The following is a 24,867-nucleotide window of genomic DNA, read 5'->3' as shown; positions in this document are numbered from 1 at the left end:
TTTAGGAATTGCGGAGCATTTGAGCTAATATGTCGGAAAACGAGTTAACAAGCGGTGACTTCACCGAACAGAATGAACCCTTCGCGCTTTTCGCCGCCTGGCTGCGCGAAGCAGAAGCCACTGAGCCGAATGATCCGAATGCGGTTGCCCTGGCAACGGTTGATAAGGATGGATTGCCGAATGTCCGCATGGTCCTTCTGAAAGGTTTCGATAGTCAGGGATTCGTATTCTATACAAATTTCGAGAGCCAGAAAGGCCAAGAAATTCTTTCCCAGAAGAAAGCGGCCATGTGCTTCCACTGGAAGTCGCTGCGACGGCAGGTACGGCTGCGCGGTCTGGTTGAGGTGGTGAGCGACAAGGAAGCCGACGAGTATTACAAGACGAGGGCTCGCGGCAGCCGCATCGGCGCCTGGGCTTCAAAACAGTCGCGCCCGCTTGAGGGCCGTTTTGCGCTGGAAAAGGCGGTCGCCGAATATACCGCGCGCTATGCCCTCGGCGACATTCCGCGCCCGCCGCATTGGTCTGGTTTCCGCATCAGGCCGCTGTCGATCGAATTCTGGCACGATCGTCCATTCCGTCTGCATGACCGCGTCGAATTCCGCCGCGAGGTGCCGGAAGGCGCCTGGGAAAAGGTGCGGATGTATCCGTAACCGATTATGCCGGCGCCCGGCGCCCCATCAGCCGCATGGGGATGCCGGAGGCAAGCGCCGAGGCGTAGCGTTCTTTCTGATAATGGCCGTTGAGAGATAGCCGGGGCAGGAGGGTGGTGGCGGCAGCATTTGCGGCAGCAATCGTCCCGGGCCGGGTCGTAACGCCGACCGCAAAGCCGAGCTCCGCCGCAAGCCGGGCCTCGCGCGGTGAGGCCGCTTCAGTCGTACCGTAAGGATAGGCGATTGCCGCCGGCCGTCGACCGATGATCTCGGCAACATAATCCGCCGACAGCGACATTTCCGCCGCCGCTTCCGCTTCAGGCAGCCGGGCAAGCGCCCGGTGGCTCACCGTATGGGCGCCGAGCGAGGCGAGCGGATACGCAGCAAGCCGCTTCAACTCCGTCCGGTCCATGATCGACGCGAGCACGAGATCGAGCGGCTCGATGCCGTTCTGGCGCGCAAGCGCGTCGATCCGGCCGACGGCTTCCGTCTCGTTGTGGCCATGAACATAGGCCGCGAAGCGTGCGAATACGGTTTGCCGTTGACTGGCTCTATTAAGAGCGAAGCTCTCCGCACCTGTACCGAAATCGAATGTCAGCCGGTCCAGCCGGTTAAGCAGCTCGGCCAGTGTTTCCCACCATAGGCTATGCGTCCGCTCAGACAGCCCCTGGGCGACAAAGACCGTGAAGGGGACTCCGTGGCGGGCAAAGACCGGTAGTGCATGGTCGAAATTGTCGCGATTGCCGTCATCAAGGGTGAAGGCTGCAAAGGGCTGCCTGTCACCCTTGCTTGCCATTCGCTCCGGTAGCGCATCGAGAGCGATGAAATCGTAGCCGTCCCGTTTCAACCGGGTCAGCGCGCGATCGAGGAATTCGGGTGAAATTTCCAGATGTGCGTTCGGCGCAAAGCGGTGGGGCTGCGGCGGACGGACATGATGCAGGGTGAAGATCACGCCGAGGCCGGCGGCGTCGCGCATCAGCCCGAGGCTTTTCAGAATTGTGGCGGTTTCCAGCCCGCCGGAGATCGCGGCGCGCTTGAGACGGTCTCTGATGGCCTGCTCCATGGGGATTGACCCGGTTGACGAAGACCCATGCTGTAGCCCGAGTGCCGTTAATCCTTGCTGAATCTGCGCCATATTTTCAATATGTTAACCGTTATTTTACCAGCAAAGGCAAAATTGGGAATCTCTTGAGGGTGTTGCCTCAATATCGCACCGAATATCAGGCTTCTGTCGCAAAAGCGCACAATGGGTTGACGCGGTGTATTGGCATTTGTTTCGTTTGGGGACGAATATGAAAAAATTTCTGATGGCCCTCTCTGCGGCCGTCGTGCTTCTGGGTGCGCCCGTCGCAAGCTTTGCGGGCAGCGCCTATTTCATCATGGATGCGAAGACAGGCGCGGTGCTTGCTTCGAGCAACGCCGATGATCTCAATCATCCGGCGTCGCTGACCAAGATGATGACGCTCTATATGACGTTCGAGGCAATTAATCGCGGCAAGCTGAGCTGGAACAGCAAGATACCGGTTTCGAGCAATGCCGCCGGCAAGCCCCCGACCAAACTCGGCCTGAAGCCCGGCGGTACTGTCACCGTGCGCGAGGCCGTCGACGGCATGATCATCAAGTCCGCCAACGATGCCGCCGCCGCGATGGCGGAAGCGCTGGGTGGCAGCGAAAGCGGCTTTGCCCGCCTGATGACGCAGAAGGCTCGCGAAATCGGCATGCGCCGCACCGTTTTCATGAACGCTTCGGGCCTGCCGAACATGCAGCAGGTGACCACCGCCCGGGATATGTCGACGCTGGCCGTCGCGCTCATCAACAATTACCCCCAGGAATACCGGCTGTTCTCGCAGACCGGCTTCACTTACCGCGGCCAGCGCGTTCGCGGCCACAACAATTTAATGTATCGCTATGAAGGCATGGACGGCATCAAGACCGGCTACACCAATGCGTCCGGCTTCAACCTTGTCAGCGCCGTGCGCCACGGCAATCGCCGCGTCATCGGCGTTGTCATGGGTGGCGCGACGGCCCGTGGCCGCGACGCGCTGATGGCTTCGCTTCTCGATCGCTACGTGCCAAAGGCCGCATCCAGCTCGACATCGCGCCTTGTGGCGAGCATCGGCGGCGGCAAGGTCAAGCAGGTCGAAGTGGCTTCCGCCTCGAACGATGTTGCCATGGAGGTCGACACGCAGACCACGGCAACGACCCGCAAGCGTACGGACACCGCTCCGGTATCCGCACCGCTCGCCTATGCGGCCGTCCCGAACGTTACCGTGCCGATGGATCGCCCGGTGGCAATGGATGAGATCCTGAATGCCGGCAAGCCGGCGACTGGCCGCTGGCAGGTGCAGATCGCCGCGACCCCGACCGCGCAGGCGGCCAAGGACCTGCTCTCCGCGGCCCAATCCAAAGCCGGCAATGCGCTCGCCAATGCCTCGCCCTATACCGAAGCCGTAGGCAAGGGCAGCGGAACCGTCTACCGCGCCCGTTTCGTCGGTTTCGGCAGCCGTGACGATGCGAATTCCGCCTGCGCCGCGCTGAAGCGCAACGATTTCGACTGCCTGCTTCTGCCGCACAAGAGCTGATCGAAAATCAAAATCTGGAACGATCGAGACGGCGGGGCGCAAGCTCCGCCGTCTCGACATTTGGGGAAGAATCGTTCACTGATGTCTGGAACATACAGGGAACGATATCGATGCTTTCCGACCTGATCCAGCAATTCGAAAAAGCCTCCGCCACTTACGCCGCTGCCAATGGCGTCGAGCGCGACGACGATTGGTTCGTGCTCAAACTGCAGGAAGAGGTGGGCGAGCTTACCCAGATCTGGAACAAGAAGACCGGCCGTGGCAGGCGTAAGGGCATGACGGATGAGGAGCTGGCGACCGCGCTGGCGGACGAAACGGCCGACGTGCTCGGCCATATCCTGCTCTTCGCCCACCGCAACGGTCTGGATCTAGCCGCCGCCGTGGAGCGGAAATGGCGCTTTCGTCCGGAGGAGGGGTGAGCGGCAGACAGGTCTTACGTCTTCGTCCCGCCGACCGTGACCTGATCCATCCTGAGATGCGGCTGGCCGACGCCGACGGGGACCCATTGACCGGCCTTGCCGCAATTGCCGATGCCGGTGTCGAGTTTCATGTCGTTACCGATCATCGAGACCCGCTTCATGGCGTCCGGGCCGTTGCCGATCAGCATGGCGCCCTTGATCGGCGCGCCGACCTTGCCGTTCTCGATCAGATAGGCCTCCGTGCAACCGAAGACGAACTTGCCGGAGGTGATATCCACCTGGCCGCCGCCGAAGGAAACGGCATAGACGCCCTTCTTTACCGAAGCGATGATTTCTTCCGGCGTCTTGTCGCCGCCGAGCATATAGGTGTTGGTCATGCGCGGCATCGGTGTGTGGGCATAGCCTTGGCGGCGACCGTTGCCGGTCGCCTTCATGCCCATCAAGCGGGCATTCTGCCGGTCCTGCATGTAGCCGACCAGCTTGCCATTCTCGATCAGGACATTGTAGGCCGAAGGTGTGCCTTCGTCGTCGACCGTGATCGAGCCGCGGCGGTTTTCGATCGTGCCGTCATCGACGACGGTGACGCCGGGCGCGGCGACCATCTGGCCCAAAAGTCCGGCAAAGGCCGAGGTCTTCTTGCGGTTGAAATCGCCTTCCAGCCCGTGGCCGACGGCTTCGTGCAGCATGACGCCCGGCCAGCCGGAGCCGAGAACGACATCCATCGTGCCGGCCGGCGCATCGATCGCTTCGAGATTGACGAGCGCCTGGCGCAGCGCCTCGTCGGCACCACGGCGCCAGTTCTCTTCCGTGACGAAATCGCCGAAGCCGACGCGGCCGCCGGTGCCGAAGGAGCCGGATTCCTGCCGGTCGCCATCGCCGACCATGACGGAGATGTTGATGCGGGTCATCGGCCTGATGTCACGGACGCGATGGCCGTCGGCGCGAAGAATATCGACCACCTGCCAGCTCGCGGCGACGGAGGCCGTCACCTGACGCACCTTGCCGTCCTTGTCGCGCAGATAGCTGTCGATCTGCTGCAGGAGCTTCGCCTTGTCCTCGAAGCTCGGCGCTCCGATCGGGTTCTCGTCGCTATAGAGCACTTTATTGGTGCGCTGGGGCGCCGCTGCATAGGAGCCGGCATAACCGGAGGTAACCGCACGCACCGCGTCGGCGGCGCGCTTCAGTGCCGCTTCCGAAAGATCGCCCGCATGAGCATAACCGACCGCTTCGCCGGCGACGGCGCGCAGGCCAAAACCCTGTTCGGTGTTGAAGCTGCCGCCCTTCATCCGCCCGTTGTCGAAGGTCAGCGATTCCGCCTGGACATGCTCGACGAAAAGCTCGCCGTCGTCGGCGCCGGCAAGCGCCTCTGCGACGATGGCGCGCAGCTTGGTTTCGTCGGCATCGAACAGGGTAAGCAGATCGGTATTCATGGGTCAGGTGCTCCGTTCAGAGCCGATGTAGGCGTCGCACGACGAGAGGGCAAGCCCTGCCGACTTACGGAAGCGCGTCGTAGCCGTCGGCAAAGCCCTTGAGGTCGACGGGAATGCCGATGCCTTCTTCCGGCGATTGGAAGACGATGAAGGTCGCCGTGGCACCGCTGCGCAGCGTCTTCAGCAATTCGTCCTCAAGCACCACTTCGGCATAGCAGCCGTCGGAGAAGCAGCGGACGAAATAGGCGCGGCCGATATCCTTGCCATCAATGTTGAGGCCAAGGCCGTTCGGCAGCAGAACGCCGAGCGGGGCGAGCACGCGCAGGATCTTCGATTTGCGATCAGCGGTCTTCAGCACGACGACCGAGAGGCCGACTTCCGGCCGGTCCTCGGCGATGACATTCTGCATCAGCGCGCACTGCTCGGTGGCGGCACCCGCCGGCTTGTCGCAGACCACGGACCATGCGCCATGGCTCGAGCGCACCGTACCCGGCGGTTGTGGAACCTGGGTGGTGGGGACTTGCTGGGTATGCGTCGGCGGCTGCTGACCCTGCTGCGGTTGCAACTGTTGGGCCTGCGGCGCCGGCTGTGCCTGTTGCGCTGAAACGGGCACGGCAACCGCGACAGCGATGCTGGCGGTGGCAAACCAAAGCCGCGCGAGGGAACGAAAACCCATGGAAACCTCTAGATTCGAATCAGTGCCGCTATTGTTGAAGCCCAGCCCGGCAAATGAAAAGCCCCGCCTGCTGAATTCCAATCGAGTGCGGCGGAAATACGACCTCTATCCTATTTTGTCACGGCGATACGATGGACCGTCATGCAATTTTTCGTATGATGATGAAATGCTTGTCATGTTTAGACGGGTCGGGGGAGTATATTTCGCGCAAAAATGCCGCACGGACAAATGTTGTGAGTTGTTGCGGTGTGCCCCAAACTGTGGTTTGAAGCGCAGAGGACTGTAGGGATACTGCGTTTGAGGTTGATCTGGGATCAAACGCTGGAGGGAGAGACATCGTGATTAAGAGGGCTTACGCAGCTCTGGCGGCTATCGCCTGTCTGCTTTTTGCGACCGGCAGCTATGCCGATCAGCCAAAACCATGGGAAACCGGTCTGCAGGAGGCGGCGACCGGCAACATGCATGAAATTCGCTGGTTCGAAGCATACACGCTTTGGTTTATCATTCCGGTTACATTGCTGGTGCTCGTCCTTCTGATCGTCGTCATGGTCAAGTTCCGGGCCTCCAAGAATCCGGTGCCCTCCAAGACGAGCCACAACACGGTGATCGAGGTGATCTGGACGGTGGGTCCGGTTCTCGTTCTCCTGTTCCTGGCCGTTCCGTCCTTTGAACTTCTGACCAAGCAGCTCACCTTTCCGCAGAATCCCGACGTGACCGTCAAGGCGACGGCGACGCAGTGGCAGTGGAACTACGAGTATGAAAACAGTGGAAATAACCCGCTGGCTTTCGATTCCTTCATGCTGAAGGAGCCCGATCGCGCGGCGGCCGGCAAGGAAGACAAGTCTAAATATCCGCGGCTTCTCGCCGTCGACAACGAGCTGGTGCTGCCCGTCAACAAGGTCGTGCGCGTTCTCGTCACCGCGGCACCCACGGATGTCATCCACTCCTTCGGCATGCCGTCCTTCGGGCTTAAGATCGACGCCGTTCCGGGCCGTCTGAACGAGACCTGGTTCAAGGCCGACCGTGAAGGTCTGTACTACGGCCAGTGTTCCGAGCTCTGCGGCAAGGACCATGCGTTCATGCCGATCGCCATCCGCATCGTCTCCCAAGATCAATACCAGCAGTGGCTGACCACCGCCGCCGGTGATCTGACCAAGGCGAACAAGGCCCTGATGGCCGCCGTCGATCAGCCGGCTACCGTCAATGTCGCTGAAAACGTCGCGAAGTAAGAGGGATTAGGGACAATGGCTGGATCCACGGCACACGACGATCACTCGCACGATCATCACGACGCCCACGCGCATGACGATCACCACTCTCACAAGCCCAGTTTCGCAAACCGCTGGCTTTTCTCGACGAACCATAAGGACATCGGCACTCTCTACCTGATCTTCGCGATCTTCGCCGGCCTTATCGGCTTCCTGCTGTCACTTGCCATCCGCATGGAATTGCAGGAACCCGGCATCCAGATCTTCAGCGGCCTGGCCTCCATGGTTTATGGCTATTCGGGCGATGCTTCCATCGATGGCGGCAAGCAGATGTATAACGTCTTCGTCACCGCCCATGCGCTGATCATGATCTTCTTCATGGTCATGCCGGCGATGATCGGCGGTTTCGCCAACTGGATGGTGCCGATCATGATCGGCGCGCCGGACATGGCGTTTCCGCGCCTGAACAACATCTCCTTCTGGCTGATCGTTCCGGCCTTCCTGCTCCTGATCCTGTCGATGTTCGTCGAAGGCCCGGCCGGTGCTTATGGCGCGGGCGGCGGCTGGACCATGTATCCGCCATTGTCAGGCATAGGTGGGCATCCGGGACCAGCGGTCGACCTGGTGATCTTCGCGCTGCATATCGCCGGCGCATCCTCGATCCTCGGCGCGATCAACTTCATCACCACGATCCTCAACATGCGCGCTCCGGGCATGACGCTGCACAAGATGCCGCTCTTTGCCTGGTCGGTGCTGATCACTGCCTTCCTGCTGCTCCTGTCGCTGCCGGTTCTGGCGGGCGCCATTACCATGGTGCTGACCGACCGTAACTTCGGCACGACCTTCTTCGCGCCTGAAGGCGGCGGCGATCCGATCCTTTACCAGCACCTGTTCTGGTTCTTCGGTCACCCGGAAGTCTACATCCTGATCCTGCCCGGCTTCGGCATGGTCAGCCACATCATCTCGACCTTCTCGCGCAAGCCGATCTTCGGCTATCTCGGCATGGCCTACGCCATGGTCGCGATCGGCGCTGTCGGCTTTGTCGTCTGGGCCCACCACATGTACACGGTCGGCCTGTCGCTCGACACGCAGCGTTACTTTGTCTTCGCGACGATGGTCATCGCCGTTCCGACCGGCGTGAAGATCTTCTCCTGGATCGCAACGATGTGGGGTGGCTCGATCGAGTTCCGCACGCCGATGATCTGGGCGATTGGCTTCATCTTCCTGTTCACGGTTGGTGGCGTCACCGGCGTGCAGCTCGCCAATGCCGGCCTCGACCGCGTATGGCACGACACCTATTACGTCGTGGCACACTTCCATTACGTGCTGTCGCTCGGCGCCGTCTTCGCCATCTTCGCCGCCTGGTACTACTGGTTCCCGAAGATGACCGGCTACATGTACAATGAGAAGATTGGCAACCTGCATTTCTGGGTCACCTTCATCGGCGTCAACATGGTGTTCTTCCCGCAGCACTTCCTCGGTCGTGCCGGCATGCCACGCCGCTACATCGACTATCCGGATGCGTTCGCCGGCTGGAACTTCGTTTCCTCCATGGGCTCCTATGTCGCAGCCGTGGGTGTGGTCATCTTCCTTTATGGCGTTTATGACGCCTTCGCCAAGAAGCGCGTTGCCGGCGACAATCCTTGGGGCGAGGGCGCGACGACGCTCGAGTGGCAGCTGTCATCGCCGCCGCCGTTCCACCAGTGGGAAGAGCTGCCGCGCATCAAGTAGCCTATTTCCGGACGCCGTGATAAGCGGCGTCCGGCTCAACTGACATTGGAAGAAAGAATGACGGTCATCGACAATCACGAAGCGCTTGCGAAGGAAGGCGATAACGGCCTCTCGGAAGCGGGTGCGCGCGATTATTTCGAGCTTCTGAAGCCGCGTGTCATGTCGCTGGTCGTCTTCACCGCCTTTGCCGGTTTGGTTCTGGCGCCGGGGCATATCAACCCGGTTCTCGGCCTGATCGCCATTCTCTGCATTGCCGTCGGCGCCGGCGCGTCGGGTGCGCTGAACATGTGGTACGACGCCGATATCGACGCGATCATGACCCGCACGGCGAAACGTCCGATCCCGGCTGGCCGCGTGGCGCCTTCCGAGGCGCTGGCTTTCGGCCTGGTGCTGTCGGGCTTCTCGGTGACGATCCTCGGCCTCGCCGTCAATTGGCTGTCGGCCGCGATCCTCGCCTTCACCATTTTCTTTTATGCCGTCGTCTACACGATGTGGCTGAAGCGCTCGACGCCGCAGAACATCGTCATCGGTGGTGCCGCCGGTGCTTTCCCGCCGGTCATCGGCTGGGCCTGCGTGACCGGCAATGTGACGATCGAAAGCGTTGTGCTTTTCCTGATCATTTTCCTCTGGACACCGGCGCATTTCTGGGCGCTGGCGCTGTTCAAGATGGGTGACTACGAGGCCGTCGGCGTGCCGATGTTACCGAACGTGGCGGGCGTGCCCACCACGAAGAACCAGATCGTCGCCTATGCCGTGCTGACCGCGATCATCGGCGTCGTGCCGTCCTTCATGGGCTTTGCGAGCCTCGGTTACGGTGTTGTCGCCACCGTTCTCGGTGTGATCTTCGTTCACTGTTCCATCTCTGTCTGGCGCATGCCCGATGGCGATGTGAAGATGGTGCCGGCGAAGAAACTTTTCGCTTTTTCGATCTTCTATCTCTTCGCAATCTTTTCGGCGCTCTTGATCGACAGGCTCGTTGCCGTGCTGATGTCGGGCGGCGTGGGGGGCTGGCTATGATCGAACTTGTCAAGCTTACGGACAAGCAAAAGAAATCACGGCGAGGGCGCAATATCGCGCTCGGCCTGGTGCTCGCTGGCCTGGTGATCCTGTTCTACGCGATCACCATCATCAAGGTCGGCACCGGACACGTTTGAGGAGGCGTGATGGAGGAGGGGACAACGAACAAGGTGAGGACGGCAGGCCGCAACAACGGCCTGGTAGTCGCCATGTGCCTGAGCTTCGTCGTCGGCATGAGCGCCATGTGCGCCGCCGCCGTGCCGCTCTATCGCATCTTCTGCGAGGTCACGGGGTTTAACGGCACGACGCAGCGCGTCGACCAGGCATCCAGCATCATTCTCGACAAGCCGATCAAGGTCACCTTCGACGCCAATGTCGCTCCAGGCGTGCCCTGGGACTTCAAGCCGATGCAGAAGGAAGTCAATCCGAAGATCGGCGAGACGATCGAGATCAAGTTCGTGGCCGAAAACAAGTCCGATCAGCCGACGCGCGGACAGGCTATTTTCAATGTCTCGCCGGTGGAAGCAGGCGCCTATTTCAACAAGGTGCAGTGCTTCTGCTTCAACGAGACCGATCTCGCGCCGGGGGAAAAGCGCGAGATGCCGGTGGTCTTCTACGTCGATCCTGAGATCACCAAGGCGGAAGAGACGAAGACGATCACGGCGCTGACGCTGTCCTACACCTTCTACCCACGCGATGGTGCAAAGCCGGTCGCGTCGAACGAGGGCGCGGCGACGAAGGCGGCGGAAAAGAAACTTTGATGGAGAGTGCTTTTCGGCTCGGCCGGAAGCAATATGGGAAAAAGTCATTCGGGGATTGCTGACATGGCAGAGGCGCATCAGAAGAAACACGACTACCACATCATCGACCCGAGCCCGTGGCCGCTGCTGGCAGCCATTGGGGCCTTCATCATCACCTTTGGTGGCGTCGGCTTCATGCGCTATCTCAACGGCGGCTCGCTGCACCTGTTCGGCCTCGATTGGGCGCATCCATGGCTGTTCTTCATCGGTCTGGCTCTGATCCTCTACGTCATGTACGGCTGGTGGTCGGACACGGTGAAGGAAGCGCATGAGGGCGCACATACACGCGTCGTCTCGCTGCATCTGCGCTACGGCATGATCATGTTCATCGCCTCCGAGGTGATGTTCTTTGTCGCCTGGTTCTGGGCCTATTTCGACGTCAGCCTCTTCCCGAACGAGGCGATCCAGGCATCGCGTACGGCCTTCCTCGGCGGGCAATTTCCGCCCAAGGGCGTCGAAGTCCTCGATCCCTGGCATCTGCCGATCTACAACACCATCATCCTGCTGCTGTCGGGCACGACGGTCACCTGGGCGCACCATGCGCTGCTGCATAATGACCGCAAGAGCATGATCCAGGGCCTGACGCTCACGGTTCTGCTCGGCGCGTTCTTTTCCTGCGTGCAGGCCTATGAATACGCCCATGCGCCCTTCGAGTTCAAAAACTCGATCTACGGCGCGACCTTCTTCATGGCGACCGGTTTCCACGGCTTCCATGTATTGATCGGCACGATTTTTCTGCTGGTCTGCCTGATCCGCGCGATCAAGGGTGACTTCACGCCGAAGCAGCATTTCGGCTTCGAGGCGGCCGCCTGGTACTGGCATTTCGTCGACGTCGTCTGGCTGTTCCTGTTCTTCTGCATCTACATCTGGGGCAGCTGGGGCGCACCGATCGCACACGGCTGACCGACCGCTGCTCCGCGTTCGGCCTTTGGTCGAAACGAACAATGCTTGCCGCCGCAAAATCTGGCCTGGTCCGGAACGTTTGCGGCGGCATTTTTTCGACATGGCATGCAACATCATGTTTGCCCTCCACCTCCAGGATCGCCTGTCCGCTCATAAGGGATCGCTCCGTTGCCCATCTGGATTTGCAAGACATGTGGCGCGCATACCGCGTTAAGCGCCGTCCCGCCTCCGACTTGTTCCATTTGCGAAGATGAACGACAGTTCGTTCCCGAAGGCGGCCAGGAGTGGATCGCCCGGGAAGCGCTAATCTCCACCCACGCGAACGAATGGAGTGAGCTGGAACCGAACTTGATTGCCATCGGTGTTTCACCAGCAATCGGTATCGGCCAGCGGGCACTTCTGGTGCTTACTCCGCATGGAAATGTCCTGTGGGATTGCATCCCTGTTTTGGACGGCCAGACGCGGAGCCGCATTTTAGAGCTCGGCGGCATCAAGGCCATCTGCCTGTCCCATCCGCATTTCTATACCGGCATGGTGGAATGGAGCGAAGCCTTGGGCGGCGTGCCGATCCTGTTGCCTGAGGCCGATCTGGCCCATGTCCTGCGCCCGAGCGAGCATATCCAGCCTTGGCGGGGAGACCGCCGCGACGTGTTGCCCGGTATCGTCCTTCACCGGCTGGGCGGGCATTTCGAGGGGAGTAGTGTCCTGGAATGGCAGGCCGGCGCGGACGGAAATGGCGCGCTGCTCGTCGGCGACACCATGCAAGTGGTTCCGGCGAAGGGATGGGTTTCCTTCATGTATTCCTTCCCCAACCTGATCCCTCTGCCGGCGCGTGAAGTCCGGCGTATTGCGAATCGCGTTGCAGAGATAGGCTTCGATCGCATCTACGGCGCCTGGCGCGAAAAGTTCATTGCTAGCAAGGCCAAGGATAGCGTCGCCCGCTCCGCCGAACGCTATATCCGGCTGCTCGAATCGCAGCCGTAGGGTTCCACCGAAAAACCACGCTGAGATTTGTCGCAGGAGCCAGGTCGGATGAGGCATACCGCTCGACCATCCGGCGCGAGTGGGTGAAGGCTGGAAGATGGTCATTCACCGGGCTCAGGACCTATTAAACCGGATTGCGGATCAATTGATTCATTGCGGCGCGAGGCGGCATTGCAATCCATACCAATCAATTAGTATTGACTCATTAATTAGTATGGGCTATTGATTTCCCATGACCGAAGCCGCTCCCATCAATGCCGTCATGCGCGCACTTGCCGATCCCACACGGCGGGCCGTGTTTGAGAAGGTCGTCAGCTCCGACGAGATTACCGTCGTCGAACTGACGCGAGGAAGCGGAGTGACTCAGGGCGCCATTTCTCAACACCTCAAGGCTCTGAAACAGGCCGGCCTGGTCGCCGAGCGCCCCGAAGGCCGGAAAGTCTATTACCGTGCCCAGCCGGAAGGCCTCGATCCGCTGGTCGAGTGGATGAGCCATTATGGCGTCTTCTGGCGCGAACGTTTTGTAAATCTCAGGACGCTGCTGAAGGAGATTGATCCATGAACGACGCCGTATTGGAGCCCAACACGCAGGACATAGTGGTCGATGAGGTTTTTCCGCATACGCCGGAGGCGATTTGGAGAACGCTGACCACGGCCAGTTTGATGGGCCGGTGGTTGATGATGCCGGCTGGCTTCGAGCCCGTGGAAGGCAAACATTTCACCTACCAGACCACGCCGGCCGGCGCATGGGACGGCACCATTCATTGCCAGGTGCTGGAGGTGAAGCCGTACGAGCGTTTGGCTTATGCCTGGAAAGGCGGACACGCGAAAAATGTCGGATACGGCTCACAGCTCGACACTGTGGTCACGTTCATCCTTTCCAAGGTTGAAGCCGGCACGCGCCTCCGCCTCGTCCATTCCGGCTTCGTCGTGCCGAAAAACGATACCGCCTTCAACAAGATGAGCGAAGGTTGGAAGAAAGTAGTCCAGAACATTGGCGCTATCGTCGACGGGAAAGACTGACGCGACAGAAGCGTCGTGGCCGATGAAGCGCTTAACCAGGAGAGAGACATGAACAAGCCTTACACCGGCGGATGCGCCTGCGGTGCGATCCACTATGAAATCTCGGCTGAGCCGATCGCGATGAACGACTGCCAGTGCCGCGACTGCCAGAGTACGAGTGGCACCGGGCATGGATCCTATTTGACCTTCCCGAGCAGGGAGGCGGTGAAGCTCGAAGGCGAGGCGACGCATTGGGATATGGTCGGCGACAGCGGGAACGTGAAGACGCGTGGCTTCTGTCCCGCCTGCGGATCGCCCGTCTATCTGACCTTCGCGGCCATGCCGGACCTCTTCACCATTCACGCCGCGAGCCTCGACGATCCAGGCCGATACAAGCCGCAGATGGTGACGTACACGGTGCGCGGTCATGCTTGGGACCGGCTCGACCCGGCCGTGCCGAAATTCGAGAAGATGCCGCCGATGTGAAGCTAGGCTCAGGACTTATTGCTCAGCGCCGTGTCTCAGCGGTCCGCCGCAAGCCGCTCGAATGCCGTCGGGCGCGAAATGCCCCGGTCCATCAGCTGCCTGATCTCCTCGGCGCAGGCCTCAGCGCTCCTGACCGAAGTATCGACCTCCAGATCATAGATCCCCGGCTGGTGCACCTCTTGCTGCCAGGCAAGCACCGGTGCCGGGATCGGCTCGCCGGCGGCAACGCCGACATAGGTGCCGCTCCGTTCGGGGCCTTCCGCCAGACGCCGCTGCATGATGGTCTCGATCGGGCATCGCACGCCGATGAAAAGGACGGGCAGGCCGGCCAGTTGCCGGGCGCAGTCCTGCAAGATGCCCAGTGGGCGCGAATGGGCGTCATGATGACCGAACTCGGCGACGACGTTCAGCCCCAGCCGGCTATGGGCGGCGATGGAGGCATAGAGCGCGGCATAAAAGCGCGGCACAAGCGCTTCCATATCCGGTCGCTCGCCGCCGGGGCGCAGGCCGATGCCTGGCCAGTAGCGTTGCGGCGTGGCGTGGCGGACATAGGTGTCGACGCCGAGATTCATCCAGGGGCCGTCGAAACCGGCCTGAATAGCCTCGACAATGCTGGATTTTCCGGATCGCGGCGCACCGTTCAGGATGATGATCCGGCCGGCTTCGTGGTCTTGATCGAGTTCCATGGGCCTCCTCGGGGGCGTCTGTATTGTAGCAGGCCCGCCGCGCTTACCAAGCTTTTGGATTGGACGGACGGCCGCATCGCGGTTACTGATGATGCAGGGGACGAGAGGTGGAGCTCGTCCGGGATGATGGATCGATCGAGACCAAACTTTGAGCTCAGAGCAAGACAAAACCCCGCATGATGGGGCAAGCAGCGACAGCGCCCTGTTTCCGCCGGTCGATCCCTTCAAGGTCGGTATCCAGGGATGTTGCCCGCGTTGTGGAAATGGCAAGCTCTTCGATGGGCTTTTGTCGCTGAAACCGCGCTGTGCCGCCTGCGATCTCGACTATGCCTTTGCCGATGCCGGCGACGGGCCGGCGGTCTTTGTCATCCTCATCGTCGGCTTTATCGTCATCGGTGCGGTCCTGTGGCTGCAGGCCAATTACGGGCCGCCGATCTGGGTGCATATCCTCCTGTTTGCGCCGCTGACCATCATCCTGTCGCTTCTGTCGCTGCGCTGGTGCAAGGGCATTCTGATCGCTCTGCAATACCGCAACAATGCCAGCGAAGGGCGTATTCACCGTGACTGAGGCCGCTATCCCCGCTCGCCGGCCGAATGTTTTCTGGCAAATCTGCAAGGCGCTGATCCTGCTCGTTGCGCTGGGCATCCTGCTGGCGCTCGGCACTTGGCAGGTTCAGCGGCTGCACTGGAAGGAAGGCCTGCTGGCCGACATCGCCGAGCGTCAGGCCGCTGCTCCGCTGCCGCTGTCGGCGATCGAGACCATGGTCGCATCCGGCGGCGATATCGAATATCGCGTCGTCACGGCATCGGGCCATTATCTCAACGACAAGGAACGGCATTTCTTCACCACCTACGAAGGCGATGCCGGCTATCATGTCTATACGCCCTTGCAGCTTGCCGACGGGCGCTATCTCTTCGTCAACCGGGGTTTCGTGCCCGATGTCGACAAGGCGCCGGAAAAGCGCATGCAGGGGCAGTTGACGGGCGAGCAGACCGTCACCGGCCTTGCCCGCGCCAAGCTCGCCGGCCAGCCCTCCGGCATACCGGACAACGATCTCGCCAAGGATATCTTCTACTGGAAGGACCTCGACGCCATGGCGACGAGCGACGGGCTGCCGAAGGACAAGGTGTTGCCCTTCTTCGTCGATGCCGGCAAGGCTCCGAACCCCGGCGGCCTGCCGATCGGCGGCGTCACCATCGTCGACCTGCCCAACAGCCATCTGCAATATGCCGTGACATGGTACGGTTTGGCGGCGGCGCTCACCGCCATCGTTGCGATCTCCTGGTGGCGCAAACATCATCCGGGCGCGCCTCAGCAATAGAGGCATGCAATAGAATAGCTTCATTTCGATGGAATATTCGGCTAGAGCATGATCCCAAAAGTGCGCAGCGATTTTTGGATAAGATCATGCGGACGAGTGGGACAAGCGGCAAGGCGAACCTATCTATTGCTTTGCCATCGTCCCGGATTTCGGAAGAGACATGAACATAGCAGTTTCCAAACCTGACCTGACCATCCGGCTCTGCGGCCCGCGCGGCTTTTGCGCCGGCGTCGATCGCGCCATCCAGATTGTCGTGCTGGCGCTGAAATCCTATGGTGCGCCGGTCTATGTCCGCCATGAGATCGTGCACAATCGCTACGTGGTCGAAGGGCTGGAAGCCAAGGGCGCCATCTTCGTCGAGGAGCTGGATGAGATTCCGGCGGAACATCGCGCTCAGCCGGTGGTCTTCTCCGCCCATGGCGTGCCGAAGGCTGTGCCGGAGGATGCGGATGCCCGCAATCTCTTCTATCTCGACGCCACATGCCCGCTGGTTTCCAAGGTGCACAAGCAGGCCATGCGCCACAATCGCCTCGGCCGCCACGTCGTCCTCATCGGTCATGCCGGCCATCCGGAAGTGATCGGCACCATGGGCCAGCTTCCCGAAGGCACGGTGTCGCTGATCGAGACCGTCGAGGATGTCGACGTCTATGAGCCCGCCGATCCGGATAATCTCGGCTACGTTACGCAGACGACGCTCTCGGTCGACGACACCGCCGGGGTCATCGCGCGGCTGCAGGAGCGCTTCCCGAACCTGACAGCGCCATCAGCCGATTCGATCTGTTACGCCACCACCAACCGCCAGGAAGTGGTGAAGCAGGCGGCTCCCGGCTGCGATCTCTTCATCGTCGTCGGCGCACCGAATTCGTCCAATTCCAAGCGTCTCGTCGAAGTGGCGCTGAGGGCAGGGGCGACGAAATCCGTGCTGGTACAGCGCGCCGCCGAGATCGATTGGGACGATATCGGCGATATCAAGACCGTCGGCCTGTCTGCCGGTGCATCTGCGCCAGAGGTTATCGTCAACGAGATCATCGAAGCCTTCCGCGACCGCTATAGTGCGGTGGTGGAGCTGGCCGAGACGGTCAAGGAGACCGAGAATTTCCTCGTCAATCGCGAGCTGCGCAACATCGAATTGACGACGGCCGACATGGCTTTCGTCAACGGCGAATAATCAAATCCCTTAAAGCATTTTCCAGGAATAATTCGTGGCCGTTTATACCGATATTACCGAAGACGATCTGAAGTGGTTCCTGACGGAATATGATGTCGGCACATTGCTCTCCTACAAGGGCATTGCCGAGGGCGTCGAAAACTCCAATTTCCTGCTGCACACCTCGCGCGATCCGCTGATCCTGACGCTCTATGAAAAGCGCGTGGAAAAGAACGACCTGCCGTTCTTCCTCGGTCTGATGCAGCACTTAGCGAGCCGTGGCCTTTCCTGCCCGCTGCCGCTGCCGCGCAGGGATGGCGAGCTGCTCGGCCATCTCTCCGGCCGCCCGGCGGCGCTGATCTCCTTTCTCGAGGGCATGTGGCTGCGCAAGCCCGAGGCTAAGCATTGCCGTGAAGTCGGCAAGGCGCTGGCCGCCATGCATGTTGCGGGCGAAGGTTTCGATATCAAGCGGCCGAACGCGCTTTCGCTGGCGGGCTGGCAGGGGCTTTGGGAAAAGTCCGAGGCCCGCGCCGACGAGGTCGAGCCCGGCCTACAGGATGAAATCCGTGGCGAACTCGATTTCTTGGGCAGCCATTGGCCGAAGGACCTGCCGGATGGCGTCATTCATGCCGATCTCTTCCCGGACAACGTCTTCTTCCTCGGCGACGAGCTGTCCGGCCTGATCGACTTCTATTTCGCCTGCAACGACCAGCTCGCCTACGACGTCTCGATCTGCCTCAACGCCTGGTGCTTCGAGAAGGACGGCGCCTATAACATCACCAAGGGCATGGCGCTGCTGGAGGGCTACCAGAGTGTGCGTCCGCTGAGCGACGCCGAAATCGCCGCCCTGCCGACGCTGTCGCGCGGCTCGGCGCTGCGCTTCTTCCTGACCCGCCTCTACGACTGGCTGACGACGCCGGCCGGCGCCATGGTCACCAAGAAGGACCCGCTCGAATATCTGCGCAAGCTGCGCTTCCACCGCCAGATCGCCTCCAGCGACGAATACGGGCTGAAGGCATGAAACAGGTCGATATTTTTACCGACGGCGCTTGCTCCGGCAATCCCGGCCCAGGCGGCTGGGGTGCTGTGCTGCGCTATGGCGATAAGGAAAAGGAATTGTTCGGCGGCGAGGCCGAGACGACCAACAACCGCATGGAACTGATGGCGGCGATCTCGTCGCTCAACGCGCTGAAGAGCCCTTGCGAGGTCAACCTCTATACCGATTCCAAATATGTGATGGACGGCATCTCCAAGTGGATTTTCGGCTGGAAGAAAAACGGCTGGAAAACCGCCGACAAGAAGCCGGTGAAAAACGCCGAACTCTGGCAAGCGCTCGAAGAAGCCCGCAACCGCCATCAGGTGACGCTGCACTGGGTCAAGGGCCATGCCGGGCACCCGGAGAACGAGCGGGCCGATGAACTGGCGCGCAAGGGGATGGAGCCGTTTAAGCGGAAATGAGGGTTGGGGTGGGCCAATGTGCGGACATTGTCCTTTGGCAGGCAACAGGTCAGCCTCGGTCAGATTGGCGACAAGACGGCTTCGTGATAGCAAAGTAACCTATGATCCGTCCGCGTAGAGTTACGCGGCGTTAAGGTCTTGGGGACGTCGGAACTCGTATGAACGCAAGGGTTGCTCTTCTAAGGCGACGCAGGCATCTTATCGGTTGTCGGTAGTTCAACTTTTGCATTGAGGTCAGGCGTGAAGCACAAATCAATTGATCTCGCATCTGAAGTAAAGCGGGCGACGTTACCTGACGGCTTAGAGGGCTTCCTTTTTCCTCTTTACGAGGCTGTGTCTAATTCCTTCCACTCACTAGAGGGGCGATGACGTCGAAGAAAAAGGACACATCGAGATCGAATTCGATGTCGATGGCCAGGAAATCCTAATCGCCGATAATGGTGTCGGGTTCGACGACAAAAACTTGGGCGCCTTTCTCACTCCCCTTACCGGTAATAAATACGAGCGAGGGGGGAAGGGCTTCGGAAGATTTATCGCGTTCAAAATCTTCAAGGAGGTCTTCTACTCTTCTCGGCAGACCGGTTCAGACGGCTGGACTTCTAGCGGCTCTTATAGATATGAGCCGTTCGCAACCGATGATAATCTTATCGAGGTTTCCCCGGACGTAGGAGCCGGAGCCCATCGTTTCGACACGGGCTTGACCGCGCTAATGAAGTCGCCGCTGCCAGAGTCGCAAGACTTCTTTGACTTGGATGGAGAGCGGTATTTCGAAGATGGGCAGGAAGCAATAGCTTCAGCGCTGTTGGATCACTTCCTAATCGAATTCATCCAGAAGAAAGTACCGCAGAACTTTTTCCTTACAGTTCAAGGGCTTCGAGTCAACCTTCACGACTATTTCCACAAATCGCTTTCAATTGGGGGCTCCAAGGTCGAGAATCTTGAAATCGGGCAGGTCGATAGGCTATTTGAATTCAGCTACTTCAAGGTAGGTGAAGCGCAAGCGAAGAAGCACCGACTGTATTTTTACGCGAACAACCGGGCTGCCAGCGACCTCGAAAATATCTCTTCTGGCCTGAACGACAAGCCATTTTCCGAAATGGGAGAGGATGGCCTACGCCGGTATTTCTATCTTGTTGCGGTCTCAAGTGACTTCTTTGTATCTTCTCAATCGCGTGACAGGATCACAAATCTGCATGCAAAAATCGAGTATGACGGTAAGAGAAAGTCCATTAAAGATCACCTGATCGCCTTGGCAAAACAGCACATTTTGGAGATCGAGAACGCCTACACTGCCGAACGAAGAGCCAAGATGGCCGCAGATGTTGAACATCTTATTGCGATCGATCCTCTCTTGCGGCGCGGTCTAGGTGATAAGTCCGCCGCAGACTTTGTGCGAAAGCGCGCGATCACGGAAACGCGGGAGCAGCTCGCACAGGACCTATTTGTCGAGAGATTCCGCAAGAAGTTTGATTTCACAAAACTAGATGGTAACGCGAGCATCGATCAGCTCGTCCACCTTGTTAAGACGCAAATTCCTGAAGACGCGAAGGAAGCTCTGGCGGTTTATGTAGCATACAGAAACCATGTAATTCGGATTTTTCGCGAGTTGTTGAAAAAGGAAGAGGATGGCCTTGCAACGGAAGACAAGGTGCACCAGCTGATCTATCCGCGCTACAAAGACAGTGAGGAAGTAGATTATAGCTCGCATAACCTCTGGTTGCTAGATGACGATCTTGCTTACGCTCAGTATATCTCCAGTGATCGGACGCCGGACGGAAACTATCGGGCCAAAGGTCAGTACGCGCACGATCTCCTTATAAATAACGAAAACGAATTGATGGTCGTCGAGATGAAGCGGCCTCAGAAGACCGGGTACGCCGCTGACAGCGATAGCGCCACGAACGACCCCGTGGACCAGCTAAAAAAGCAGATTTCGGATATCCGTAAGAAGGGCAAGGTCAAAACCTCAAGCGGACGAGAGATCACCATCTCTCCCGACACGATGGTGCGGGGATATGTCCTGGCCGATTGGAACGATAACCTACAAAGCTATCTGGAGATGGAGGATTTCATGATCACCAACTACGGTGGCCGGATGGCATATCGGTATTACAAGACGTTGAACCTCATGCTCGAAGTTGTTGCGTTCGACCGGTTGGTGGATCGTGCTAGCAATCGGAATGAGGCCTTTGTTCAGATGCTCGAAGGTCGTTCAACATTTGATCGAAAGCCAAAAGGTACACTTTTGAGCCTTAGCGACGCGGCGAGCGTACCGCATCGTTAAGCTCCTGCTGACTGAGACATTGGTAATCACGGCAGGAACCACCTTAACCCGGGAAATTTCAACTACTGCTGCCTTTGAGGCACTTCGAAACTGGATAAGACTTTTGGGGTAAGCCATCAGGTTCTACGTCCGCAATAGAGCGAAAACGGTCATTGTAGGTGATCACCCAAAAGCCCAAACATCGCGACTCTGCATCTTGCCCCATCCCCCTTTCCCTCTATGCTGCCCCCAACATCCAGGGAGGCTGTATCCATGATCCTGCATTGCGTTTTCTTACGGCTCAAATCCGCCATGACACAGGATGAGAAGAAAGCGCTTTTCGAATCCGTGGCCGCGTTGCAGCAGGTCATTCCCGGCATCGTCGATATCAAATACGGGCCGAATGTCTCGCCGGAAGGGTTGCATGGCGGCTTTGTCGATGGGTTTGCGGTGACGTTTGAAAGTGCCGAGGCGCGGGATGCCTATCTGGTGCATCCGGAGCATGTTGCCGTTGGCGAGCGCATCGTCTCGTCGACCGATGGCGGGCTTGCCGGGCTGCTGGTCTTCGATCTCAATCTCTAAATAAAAGTAGGGCCGCGGGTGGGTGCCCGCGGCCCTCTCTGTCCTGATATCTCAGCTCGATTTCGCCATCGCGGCGGCGAGCTGGTCAACGTTATAACGGAACATTTTTTCATATGTCGGAGCCGGGCCGTTGGCCTTGGAGAGGGATTCGACATAGAGCTCGCCGCCCGGCTCGGCGCCGGTGGCCTTGGCAACCTGCTTGACCAGGCGCGGATCGTTCGAGTTCTCGAAGAAATAGGTCTTCACATGCTCGGTCTTGATCTGCTCGATCAGCTTGGCGACGTTGGCGGCCGAGGCTTCGGTCTCGGTGGAAACGCCGAGCGGCGACAGGAAGCTGACATTGTATTCGCGGCCGAAATAGCCGAAGGCGTCATGGCTGGTGAGCACCTTGCGGCGGTCGTCGGCAATCTTGTCGAACTTGCCGTGGGCATAGGCGTCAAGCTCGGTGAGCGTCTTGGTGTAGCGCTCGGCATTGGCCTTGAAATCGGCGGCGTCGGCCGGGTCGGCGGCGGACAGCGCCTTTTCGATGTTGGCGACCCAGATCTTCACATTGACCGGGCTGTTCCAGACATGAGGATCGGTAACCGTCTTGCCGTCGTCGACCATGGTGCGGGTGTTGATGCCTTCCGAGGCGACGACTGGCGTGCCCTTGTAGCCCGAGGCGCTGATCAGCCGGTCCATCCAGCCTTCCAGGCCTTCGCCGCTGACGAAGGTGACCTTGGCGGCATTCAGCTTCTTGGCGTCGGCCGGTGAGGGCTCGAATTCATGGGGGTCGCCGTTCGGGCCGACGAGACTCGACACCTTCACATGGTCGCCGCCAACCTGCTTGACGACGTCGGCAAGCACGGTGAAAGAGGCGACGACGTTTAGCGTTTCGGCGGATGCGGGAGCCGCGACGCCGAAGGCGACGAAGGCGGCCGCAGCCGTGGAGAGAAGCAGTCTGTGTTTGCTCATGAATGTCTCCTTGATGTATTGATGGAAATTAGCCCCTGAGATGGGAACGGGGGAGGAACCGGCGGGCAATGCCCGAGGGTGCGAAGAGAATGGAAAAGCCGTAGATGATGCTCGCCGTGATGATGATGGTCGGGCCGGAGGCGAATTCGAGATGGTAGGAGGCGATGAGGCCGATATAGCCCGAGGCCGCCGCCGTTGCCGTCGCGATCGCCATCATCGCCGGCAGGCTGCGCGACCAGAGCTGCGCGATCGCCGCCGGCAGCATCATCAGCCCCACGGCCATCAGCGTGCCGAGCGCCTGGAAGCTGGCGACGAGGTTGAGCACGACGAGCAGCAGAAACAGGAAATGATAGACCGGCCCGCGTCCGCCGACCGCGCGCAGGAAGCCGGGATCGAAGCACTCCATCACCAGCGGCCGGTAGATGACCGCGAGCATCAGCAGCGTCACTGTGGTGATCGCGCCGATCTGATAGAGGGCAGGGGCGTCGATGGCGAGGATCGTGCCGAACAACACATGCAGCAGATCGATATTCGACCCGCGCAGAGAGACGATGAGCACGCCGAGCGCCAGCGACGTCAGATAGAAGCTGGCGAAACTCGCATCCTCCTGCAGCACCGTCATGCGGCTGACGAGCCCGGAGAGCAGCGCCACGGAGAGCCCCGCCACCAGCCCGCCAAGCCCCATCGCCGTCAGCGACAGCGAGCCGGCGATCAGATAGCCGATGGCCGCACCGGGCAGCACCGCATGGCTCATAGCATCGCCCATCAGGCTCATGCGCCTCAGCATCAGGAAGACGCCGATCGGGCCGGAACCGAGGCCCAGGCAAAGGCAGGCGATCAGCGCGCGCCGCATGAAGCCGTAATCGGCAAAGGGCGCGAGGAAAATATCATAGGCCGTCATTCGGCCGGCTCCCGCTTCACCAGTTCGTGGCCGGCATGATCCGGCTCGGGCGAGCAGCTTTCGGCGTCTTCGTCCCAGCTTTCGGCCATGGCTCGCGCCCGGATGAGGTTGGCGGGGCTCATCACATCCTGCGTCCGGCCCCAGCCGACCAATTCGCGGGCTATCAGCAGCGTCTCGGGAAAATGCGCCCGCACCTGATCGAAATCATGCAGCACGGCAATGACCGTGCGCCCGTCGCCATGCCAGCGCAGCACGATGTCGAGCAGGTCGCGCGTCGTGCGCTGGTCGATGGCGGTAAAAGGTTCGTCGAGCAGGATGACGCGGGCGTCCTGCAGCAGCAGCCGGGCAAAGAGCACGCGCTGGAACTGTCCGGCCGAGAGCGAGCCGATATGCCGGCGCTCGAAACCGGAAAGGCCAACGGCGGCCAGCGCATCGCGCGCGCGCTCGGCGTCCTCGCGGGAAAAGCGGCCGAAGGCACCGGAATTCTTCCAGGCGCCGAGCATGATCGTATCGGCAACCGAAATCGGAAAGCGGCGGTTGACCTCCGCCGCCTGCGGCAGATAGCCGAAATCATTGCGCGTCAGCTGGCCGCGATCGATCGAGCCCTCAGCGACCCGGAGCTCGCCGATGATCGCCTTCAAAAGCGTCGATTTGCCCGCCCCGTTCGGCCCGGCAATCGCCGTCAAGCTGCCCGCCTGGAAGGCGCCGGAGACATGATGAACGGCCGGATGGCGCTCATAGGTGACGGTGAGATTGTCAAGGCGGATCAGAGCGCTCATGCCAAGGCCACCGCCCAGCCGATGGCCGCCCAGAGAGCCGCAATGCCGACCGCGACAAAGACCAGACGCGTCAACACGGAGCGCCCGATCAGGGATGAGGCGAAGGGATCGTTGCTGAAGGGCATGCGGCGTTCTCTTAATGTAATAACGTTACGTGTAGTAGCCGAGAGAATGCGGCGAAAAAGAGGCGGGGTGTGGATAGATGGGTGTTGCGGACTGAAATGTTGATGGGAAGATATTTCCGTGAGTGTCGCCGTGATTAGCCTCAAAGCAAAAGAGGGCGCCGTCTGGCGCCCTCTTTTGTTTATCGAAGCTCGGAAGCGCTCAAAGCTGCTCGATCATCGCAGCCGCTGCCGAGACCGTGGCCTGGCCGGGGCTTTCCTCGATGTTGAGTGTCTTTACCACGCCGTTTTCCACCAGCATGGAGTAGCGCTTGGAGCGCACACCGAGGCCGCCGGCGGAGAGGTCGACGTCAAGGCCGACGGCCTTGGCGAAGGAGCCGTCCCAGTCGGCGAGGAAGTGGATCTTGCCGAGGCCGCCGGAGGATTGCGCCCAGGCGCCCATGACGTGCCAGTCGTTGACGGAGATCACGGCGATGTCGTCGACGCCCTTGGCGAGGATAGCGTCGCGGTTTTCCAGGTAGCCCGGCAGGTGGTTCAGCGAGCAGGTGGGCGTGAAGGCGCCGGGAACGGCGAACAGCACGACGCGCTTGCCGGCAAAAAGCTGTTCCGTGGTGATTTCCACCGGGCCGTCGGCGGTCTTTTCCTTGAAGGTGGCGGCAGGCAGCTTGTCGCCGATAGCGATGGTCATGGCTCTCTCCTTGGGTCGCGATTGTGGGGCGGCTCAACCACCGCCCCGAATGAAGATGTCGGGCGAAACTATAGATC

Annotated in this window: 29 protein-coding genes; 20 read left to right on the top strand and 9 right to left on the bottom strand. The window is 60.1% G+C overall.

What is annotated here, in order from left to right; all coding sequences use genetic code 11:
• Positions 1-29: 29 nt before the first annotated feature.
• Complete coding sequence (gene pdxH, locus RRH01S_RS21065; RefSeq protein ID WP_007703644.1) at positions 30-650, top strand: pyridoxamine 5'-phosphate oxidase; 621 nt, start codon at positions 30-32, stop codon at positions 648-650.
• A 4-nt stretch (positions 651-654) separates the two neighbouring features.
• Here pdxH and RRH01S_RS21060 read toward each other — a convergent pair whose 3' ends face one another.
• The gene (locus RRH01S_RS21060) at positions 655-1,713 is read right to left on the bottom strand and encodes a polysaccharide deacetylase family protein (protein ID WP_007703641.1); all 1,059 of its coding nucleotides are present in this window, start codon (positions 1,711-1,713) and stop codon (positions 655-657) included.
• Positions 1,714-1,942: 229 nt separating this feature from the next.
• Between RRH01S_RS21060 and RRH01S_RS21055 the strand changes: the two genes are divergently transcribed.
• Together RRH01S_RS21055 and RRH01S_RS21050 are read left to right on the top strand one after the other, a co-directional pair.
• A complete protein-coding gene (locus RRH01S_RS21055; protein ID WP_007703638.1) occupies positions 1,943-3,232 on the top strand; it encodes a D-alanyl-D-alanine carboxypeptidase family protein in 1,290 nt (429 codons plus the stop codon).
• 110 nt (positions 3,233-3,342) lie between these two features.
• Positions 3,343-3,651 carry a nucleoside triphosphate pyrophosphohydrolase family protein gene (locus RRH01S_RS21050; RefSeq protein WP_007703634.1) on the top strand — a complete coding sequence of 103 codons (309 nt, stop codon included), beginning with the start codon at positions 3,343-3,345 and terminating at the stop codon, positions 3,649-3,651.
• 14 nt (positions 3,652-3,665) lie between these two features.
• On the opposite strand, the gene tldD is transcribed toward RRH01S_RS21050, so the two are convergent.
• Together tldD and RRH01S_RS21040 are read right to left on the bottom strand one after the other, a co-directional pair.
• On the bottom strand, positions 3,666-5,081 hold the full coding sequence (tldD, locus tag RRH01S_RS21045; protein WP_007703631.1) for a metalloprotease TldD: 1,416 nt from the start codon (positions 5,079-5,081) through the stop codon (positions 3,666-3,668).
• Between the two features lie 64 nt (positions 5,082-5,145).
• On the bottom strand, positions 5,146-5,757 hold the full coding sequence (locus tag RRH01S_RS21040; RefSeq protein ID WP_007703628.1) for an invasion associated locus B family protein: 612 nt from the start codon (positions 5,755-5,757) through the stop codon (positions 5,146-5,148).
• Between the two features lie 338 nt (positions 5,758-6,095).
• Here RRH01S_RS21040 and coxB point away from each other — a divergent pair, with 338 nt between their 5' ends.
• The 10 genes from coxB to RRH01S_RS20990 all read left to right on the top strand — a co-directional run bounded on the left by coxB (position 6,096) and on the right by RRH01S_RS20990 (position 13,888).
• Entirely contained in the window at positions 6,096-6,986 is an 891-nt protein-coding gene (gene coxB / locus RRH01S_RS21035; RefSeq protein ID WP_007703623.1) for a cytochrome c oxidase subunit II, read from the top strand.
• A gap of 15 nt (positions 6,987-7,001) precedes the next feature.
• Entirely contained in the window at positions 7,002-8,696 is a 1,695-nt protein-coding gene (gene ctaD / locus RRH01S_RS21030; protein ID WP_012651057.1) for a cytochrome c oxidase subunit I, read from the top strand.
• 57 nt (positions 8,697-8,753) lie between these two features.
• Positions 8,754-9,713 (top strand): heme o synthase, encoded by a 960-nt coding sequence (locus RRH01S_RS21025; protein ID WP_007693935.1) that lies wholly within the window; start codon positions 8,754-8,756, stop codon positions 9,711-9,713.
• Positions 9,713-9,850 (top strand): cytochrome c oxidase system small membrane protein, encoded by a 138-nt coding sequence (locus RRH01S_RS34465; RefSeq protein WP_488663942.1) that lies wholly within the window; start codon positions 9,713-9,715, stop codon positions 9,848-9,850. Before RRH01S_RS21025 ends, RRH01S_RS34465 begins: the two co-directional genes overlap by 1 nt.
• A gap of 9 nt (positions 9,851-9,859) precedes the next feature.
• Positions 9,860-10,474, top strand: a complete 615-nt coding sequence (locus tag RRH01S_RS21015; RefSeq protein ID WP_007693932.1) for a cytochrome c oxidase assembly protein — start codon at positions 9,860-9,862, stop codon at positions 10,472-10,474.
• Positions 10,475-10,537: 63 nt separating this feature from the next.
• The gene (locus RRH01S_RS21010; protein WP_007693929.1) at positions 10,538-11,416 is read left to right on the top strand and encodes a cytochrome c oxidase subunit 3; all 879 of its coding nucleotides are present in this window, start codon (positions 10,538-10,540) and stop codon (positions 11,414-11,416) included.
• Between the two features lie 348 nt (positions 11,417-11,764).
• A complete protein-coding gene (locus RRH01S_RS21005; protein WP_229202572.1) occupies positions 11,765-12,400 on the top strand; it encodes an MBL fold metallo-hydrolase in 636 nt (211 codons plus the stop codon).
• Between the two features lie 232 nt (positions 12,401-12,632).
• Positions 12,633-12,962, top strand: coding sequence for an ArsR/SmtB family transcription factor (locus RRH01S_RS21000; RefSeq protein ID WP_007693925.1), 330 nt, complete (start codon positions 12,633-12,635; stop codon positions 12,960-12,962).
• Complete coding sequence (locus RRH01S_RS20995) at positions 12,959-13,423, top strand: SRPBCC family protein (RefSeq protein WP_007693923.1); 465 nt, start codon at positions 12,959-12,961, stop codon at positions 13,421-13,423. Before RRH01S_RS21000 ends, RRH01S_RS20995 begins: the two co-directional genes overlap by 4 nt.
• Before the next feature lie 48 nt (positions 13,424-13,471).
• Positions 13,472-13,888: a GFA family protein gene (locus RRH01S_RS20990; protein WP_007693921.1), complete on the top strand. Its 417-nt coding sequence runs from the start codon at positions 13,472-13,474 to the stop codon at positions 13,886-13,888.
• Positions 13,889-13,923: 35 nt separating this feature from the next.
• Here the strand turns inward: RRH01S_RS20990 and RRH01S_RS20985 are convergent, their stop codons facing one another.
• Positions 13,924-14,574 (bottom strand): chloramphenicol phosphotransferase CPT family protein, encoded by a 651-nt coding sequence (locus RRH01S_RS20985; protein WP_007693919.1) that lies wholly within the window; start codon positions 14,572-14,574, stop codon positions 13,924-13,926.
• Positions 14,575-14,722: 148 nt separating this feature from the next.
• Between RRH01S_RS20985 and RRH01S_RS20980 the strand changes: the two genes are divergently transcribed.
• From RRH01S_RS20980 to RRH01S_RS20950, 7 genes are all read left to right on the top strand, one after another.
• Positions 14,723-15,142 carry a DUF983 domain-containing protein gene (locus RRH01S_RS20980; protein ID WP_007693905.1) on the top strand — a complete coding sequence of 140 codons (420 nt, stop codon included), beginning with the start codon at positions 14,723-14,725 and terminating at the stop codon, positions 15,140-15,142.
• Complete coding sequence (locus RRH01S_RS20975; protein ID WP_007693903.1) at positions 15,111-15,896, top strand: SURF1 family protein; 786 nt, start codon at positions 15,111-15,113, stop codon at positions 15,894-15,896. The genes RRH01S_RS20980 and RRH01S_RS20975 overlap by 32 nt, the downstream gene beginning before the upstream one ends.
• Before the next feature lie 160 nt (positions 15,897-16,056).
• Entirely contained in the window at positions 16,057-17,064 is a 1,008-nt protein-coding gene (gene ispH / locus RRH01S_RS20970; RefSeq protein WP_007693901.1) for a 4-hydroxy-3-methylbut-2-enyl diphosphate reductase, read from the top strand.
• Positions 17,065-17,098: 34 nt separating this feature from the next.
• On the top strand, positions 17,099-18,064 hold the full coding sequence (locus RRH01S_RS20965; RefSeq protein WP_042474105.1) for a homoserine kinase: 966 nt from the start codon (positions 17,099-17,101) through the stop codon (positions 18,062-18,064).
• Positions 18,061-18,501, top strand: coding sequence for a ribonuclease HI (gene rnhA, locus RRH01S_RS20960; protein WP_007693897.1), 441 nt, complete (start codon positions 18,061-18,063; stop codon positions 18,499-18,501). Before RRH01S_RS20965 ends, rnhA begins: the two co-directional genes overlap by 4 nt.
• A 463-nt stretch (positions 18,502-18,964) precedes the next feature.
• Positions 18,965-20,785 carry a hypothetical protein gene (locus RRH01S_RS20955; protein WP_012651060.1) on the top strand — a complete coding sequence of 607 codons (1,821 nt, stop codon included), beginning with the start codon at positions 18,965-18,967 and terminating at the stop codon, positions 20,783-20,785.
• A gap of 252 nt (positions 20,786-21,037) precedes the next feature.
• Positions 21,038-21,346: a Dabb family protein gene (locus RRH01S_RS20950; protein ID WP_007693893.1), complete on the top strand. Its 309-nt coding sequence runs from the start codon at positions 21,038-21,040 to the stop codon at positions 21,344-21,346.
• A 51-nt stretch (positions 21,347-21,397) separates the two neighbouring features.
• Here RRH01S_RS20950 and RRH01S_RS20945 read toward each other — a convergent pair whose 3' ends face one another.
• The 5 genes from RRH01S_RS20945 to RRH01S_RS20930 form a co-directional block, all read right to left on the bottom strand.
• Entirely contained in the window at positions 21,398-22,300 is a 903-nt protein-coding gene (locus RRH01S_RS20945) for a metal ABC transporter solute-binding protein, Zn/Mn family (RefSeq protein ID WP_007693892.1), read from the bottom strand.
• Between the two features lie 28 nt (positions 22,301-22,328).
• Positions 22,329-23,201: a metal ABC transporter permease gene (locus RRH01S_RS20940; RefSeq protein ID WP_007693890.1), complete on the bottom strand. Its 873-nt coding sequence runs from the start codon at positions 23,199-23,201 to the stop codon at positions 22,329-22,331.
• Positions 23,198-23,980 carry a metal ABC transporter ATP-binding protein gene (locus tag RRH01S_RS20935; protein WP_007693888.1) on the bottom strand — a complete coding sequence of 261 codons (783 nt, stop codon included), beginning with the start codon at positions 23,978-23,980 and terminating at the stop codon, positions 23,198-23,200. Before RRH01S_RS20935 ends, RRH01S_RS20940 begins: the two co-directional genes overlap by 4 nt.
• On the bottom strand, positions 23,977-24,105 hold the full coding sequence (locus RRH01S_RS35110; RefSeq protein WP_007693885.1) for a hypothetical protein: 129 nt from the start codon (positions 24,103-24,105) through the stop codon (positions 23,977-23,979). The genes RRH01S_RS20935 and RRH01S_RS35110 overlap by 4 nt, the downstream gene beginning before the upstream one ends.
• Before the next feature lie 199 nt (positions 24,106-24,304).
• On the bottom strand, positions 24,305-24,790 hold the full coding sequence (locus tag RRH01S_RS20930; protein WP_012651061.1) for a peroxiredoxin: 486 nt from the start codon (positions 24,788-24,790) through the stop codon (positions 24,305-24,307).
• Positions 24,791-24,867: the final 77 nt, after the last annotated feature.

The sequence above is a fragment of the Rhizobium rhizogenes NBRC 13257 genome (genome assembly GCF_000696095.1).
Classification (GTDB): Bacteria; Pseudomonadota; Alphaproteobacteria; order Rhizobiales; family Rhizobiaceae; genus Rhizobium; species Rhizobium rhizogenes.
Note: the sequence above shows the minus strand (reverse complement) of the source record. Positions and strands in the feature narration are given on the sequence as shown.

Bases quoted from the DNA above. Each gene is read 5' to 3' on its own strand.
- pdxH (WP_007703644.1), top strand. From the start codon at position 30: ATGTCGGAAAACGAGTTAACAAGCGGTGACTTCACCGAACAGAATGAA.
- RRH01S_RS21060 (WP_007703641.1), bottom strand. From the start codon at position 1,713: ATGGAGCAGGCCATCAGAGACCGTCTCAAGCGCGCCGCGATCTCCGGC.
- RRH01S_RS21055 (WP_007703638.1), top strand. From the start codon at position 1,943: ATGAAAAAATTTCTGATGGCCCTCTCTGCGGCCGTCGTGCTTCTGGGT.
- RRH01S_RS21050 (WP_007703634.1), top strand. From the start codon at position 3,343: ATGCTTTCCGACCTGATCCAGCAATTCGAAAAAGCCTCCGCCACTTAC.
- tldD (WP_007703631.1), bottom strand. From the start codon at position 5,081: ATGAATACCGATCTGCTTACCCTGTTCGATGCCGACGAAACCAAGCTG.
- RRH01S_RS21040 (WP_007703628.1), bottom strand. From the start codon at position 5,757: ATGGGTTTTCGTTCCCTCGCGCGGCTTTGGTTTGCCACCGCCAGCATC.
- ctaD (WP_012651057.1), top strand. From the start codon at position 7,002: ATGGCTGGATCCACGGCACACGACGATCACTCGCACGATCATCACGAC.
- RRH01S_RS21025 (WP_007693935.1), top strand. From the start codon at position 8,754: ATGACGGTCATCGACAATCACGAAGCGCTTGCGAAGGAAGGCGATAAC.
- RRH01S_RS21015 (WP_007693932.1), top strand. From the start codon at position 9,860: ATGGAGGAGGGGACAACGAACAAGGTGAGGACGGCAGGCCGCAACAAC.
- RRH01S_RS21010 (WP_007693929.1), top strand. From the start codon at position 10,538: ATGGCAGAGGCGCATCAGAAGAAACACGACTACCACATCATCGACCCG.
- RRH01S_RS21000 (WP_007693925.1), top strand. From the start codon at position 12,633: ATGACCGAAGCCGCTCCCATCAATGCCGTCATGCGCGCACTTGCCGAT.
- RRH01S_RS20995 (WP_007693923.1), top strand. From the start codon at position 12,959: ATGAACGACGCCGTATTGGAGCCCAACACGCAGGACATAGTGGTCGAT.
- RRH01S_RS20990 (WP_007693921.1), top strand. From the start codon at position 13,472: ATGAACAAGCCTTACACCGGCGGATGCGCCTGCGGTGCGATCCACTAT.
- RRH01S_RS20985 (WP_007693919.1), bottom strand. From the start codon at position 14,574: ATGGAACTCGATCAAGACCACGAAGCCGGCCGGATCATCATCCTGAAC.
- RRH01S_RS20975 (WP_007693903.1), top strand. From the start codon at position 15,111: ATGCCAGCGAAGGGCGTATTCACCGTGACTGAGGCCGCTATCCCCGCT.
- ispH (WP_007693901.1), top strand. From the start codon at position 16,057: ATGAACATAGCAGTTTCCAAACCTGACCTGACCATCCGGCTCTGCGGC.
- rnhA (WP_007693897.1), top strand. From the start codon at position 18,061: ATGAAACAGGTCGATATTTTTACCGACGGCGCTTGCTCCGGCAATCCC.
- RRH01S_RS20950 (WP_007693893.1), top strand. From the start codon at position 21,038: ATGATCCTGCATTGCGTTTTCTTACGGCTCAAATCCGCCATGACACAG.
- RRH01S_RS20945 (WP_007693892.1), bottom strand. From the start codon at position 22,300: ATGAGCAAACACAGACTGCTTCTCTCCACGGCTGCGGCCGCCTTCGTC.
- RRH01S_RS20940 (WP_007693890.1), bottom strand. From the start codon at position 23,201: ATGACGGCCTATGATATTTTCCTCGCGCCCTTTGCCGATTACGGCTTC.
- RRH01S_RS20935 (WP_007693888.1), bottom strand. From the start codon at position 23,980: ATGAGCGCTCTGATCCGCCTTGACAATCTCACCGTCACCTATGAGCGC.
- RRH01S_RS35110 (WP_007693885.1), bottom strand. From the start codon at position 24,105: ATGCCCTTCAGCAACGATCCCTTCGCCTCATCCCTGATCGGGCGCTCC.
- RRH01S_RS20930 (WP_012651061.1), bottom strand. From the start codon at position 24,790: ATGACCATCGCTATCGGCGACAAGCTGCCTGCCGCCACCTTCAAGGAA.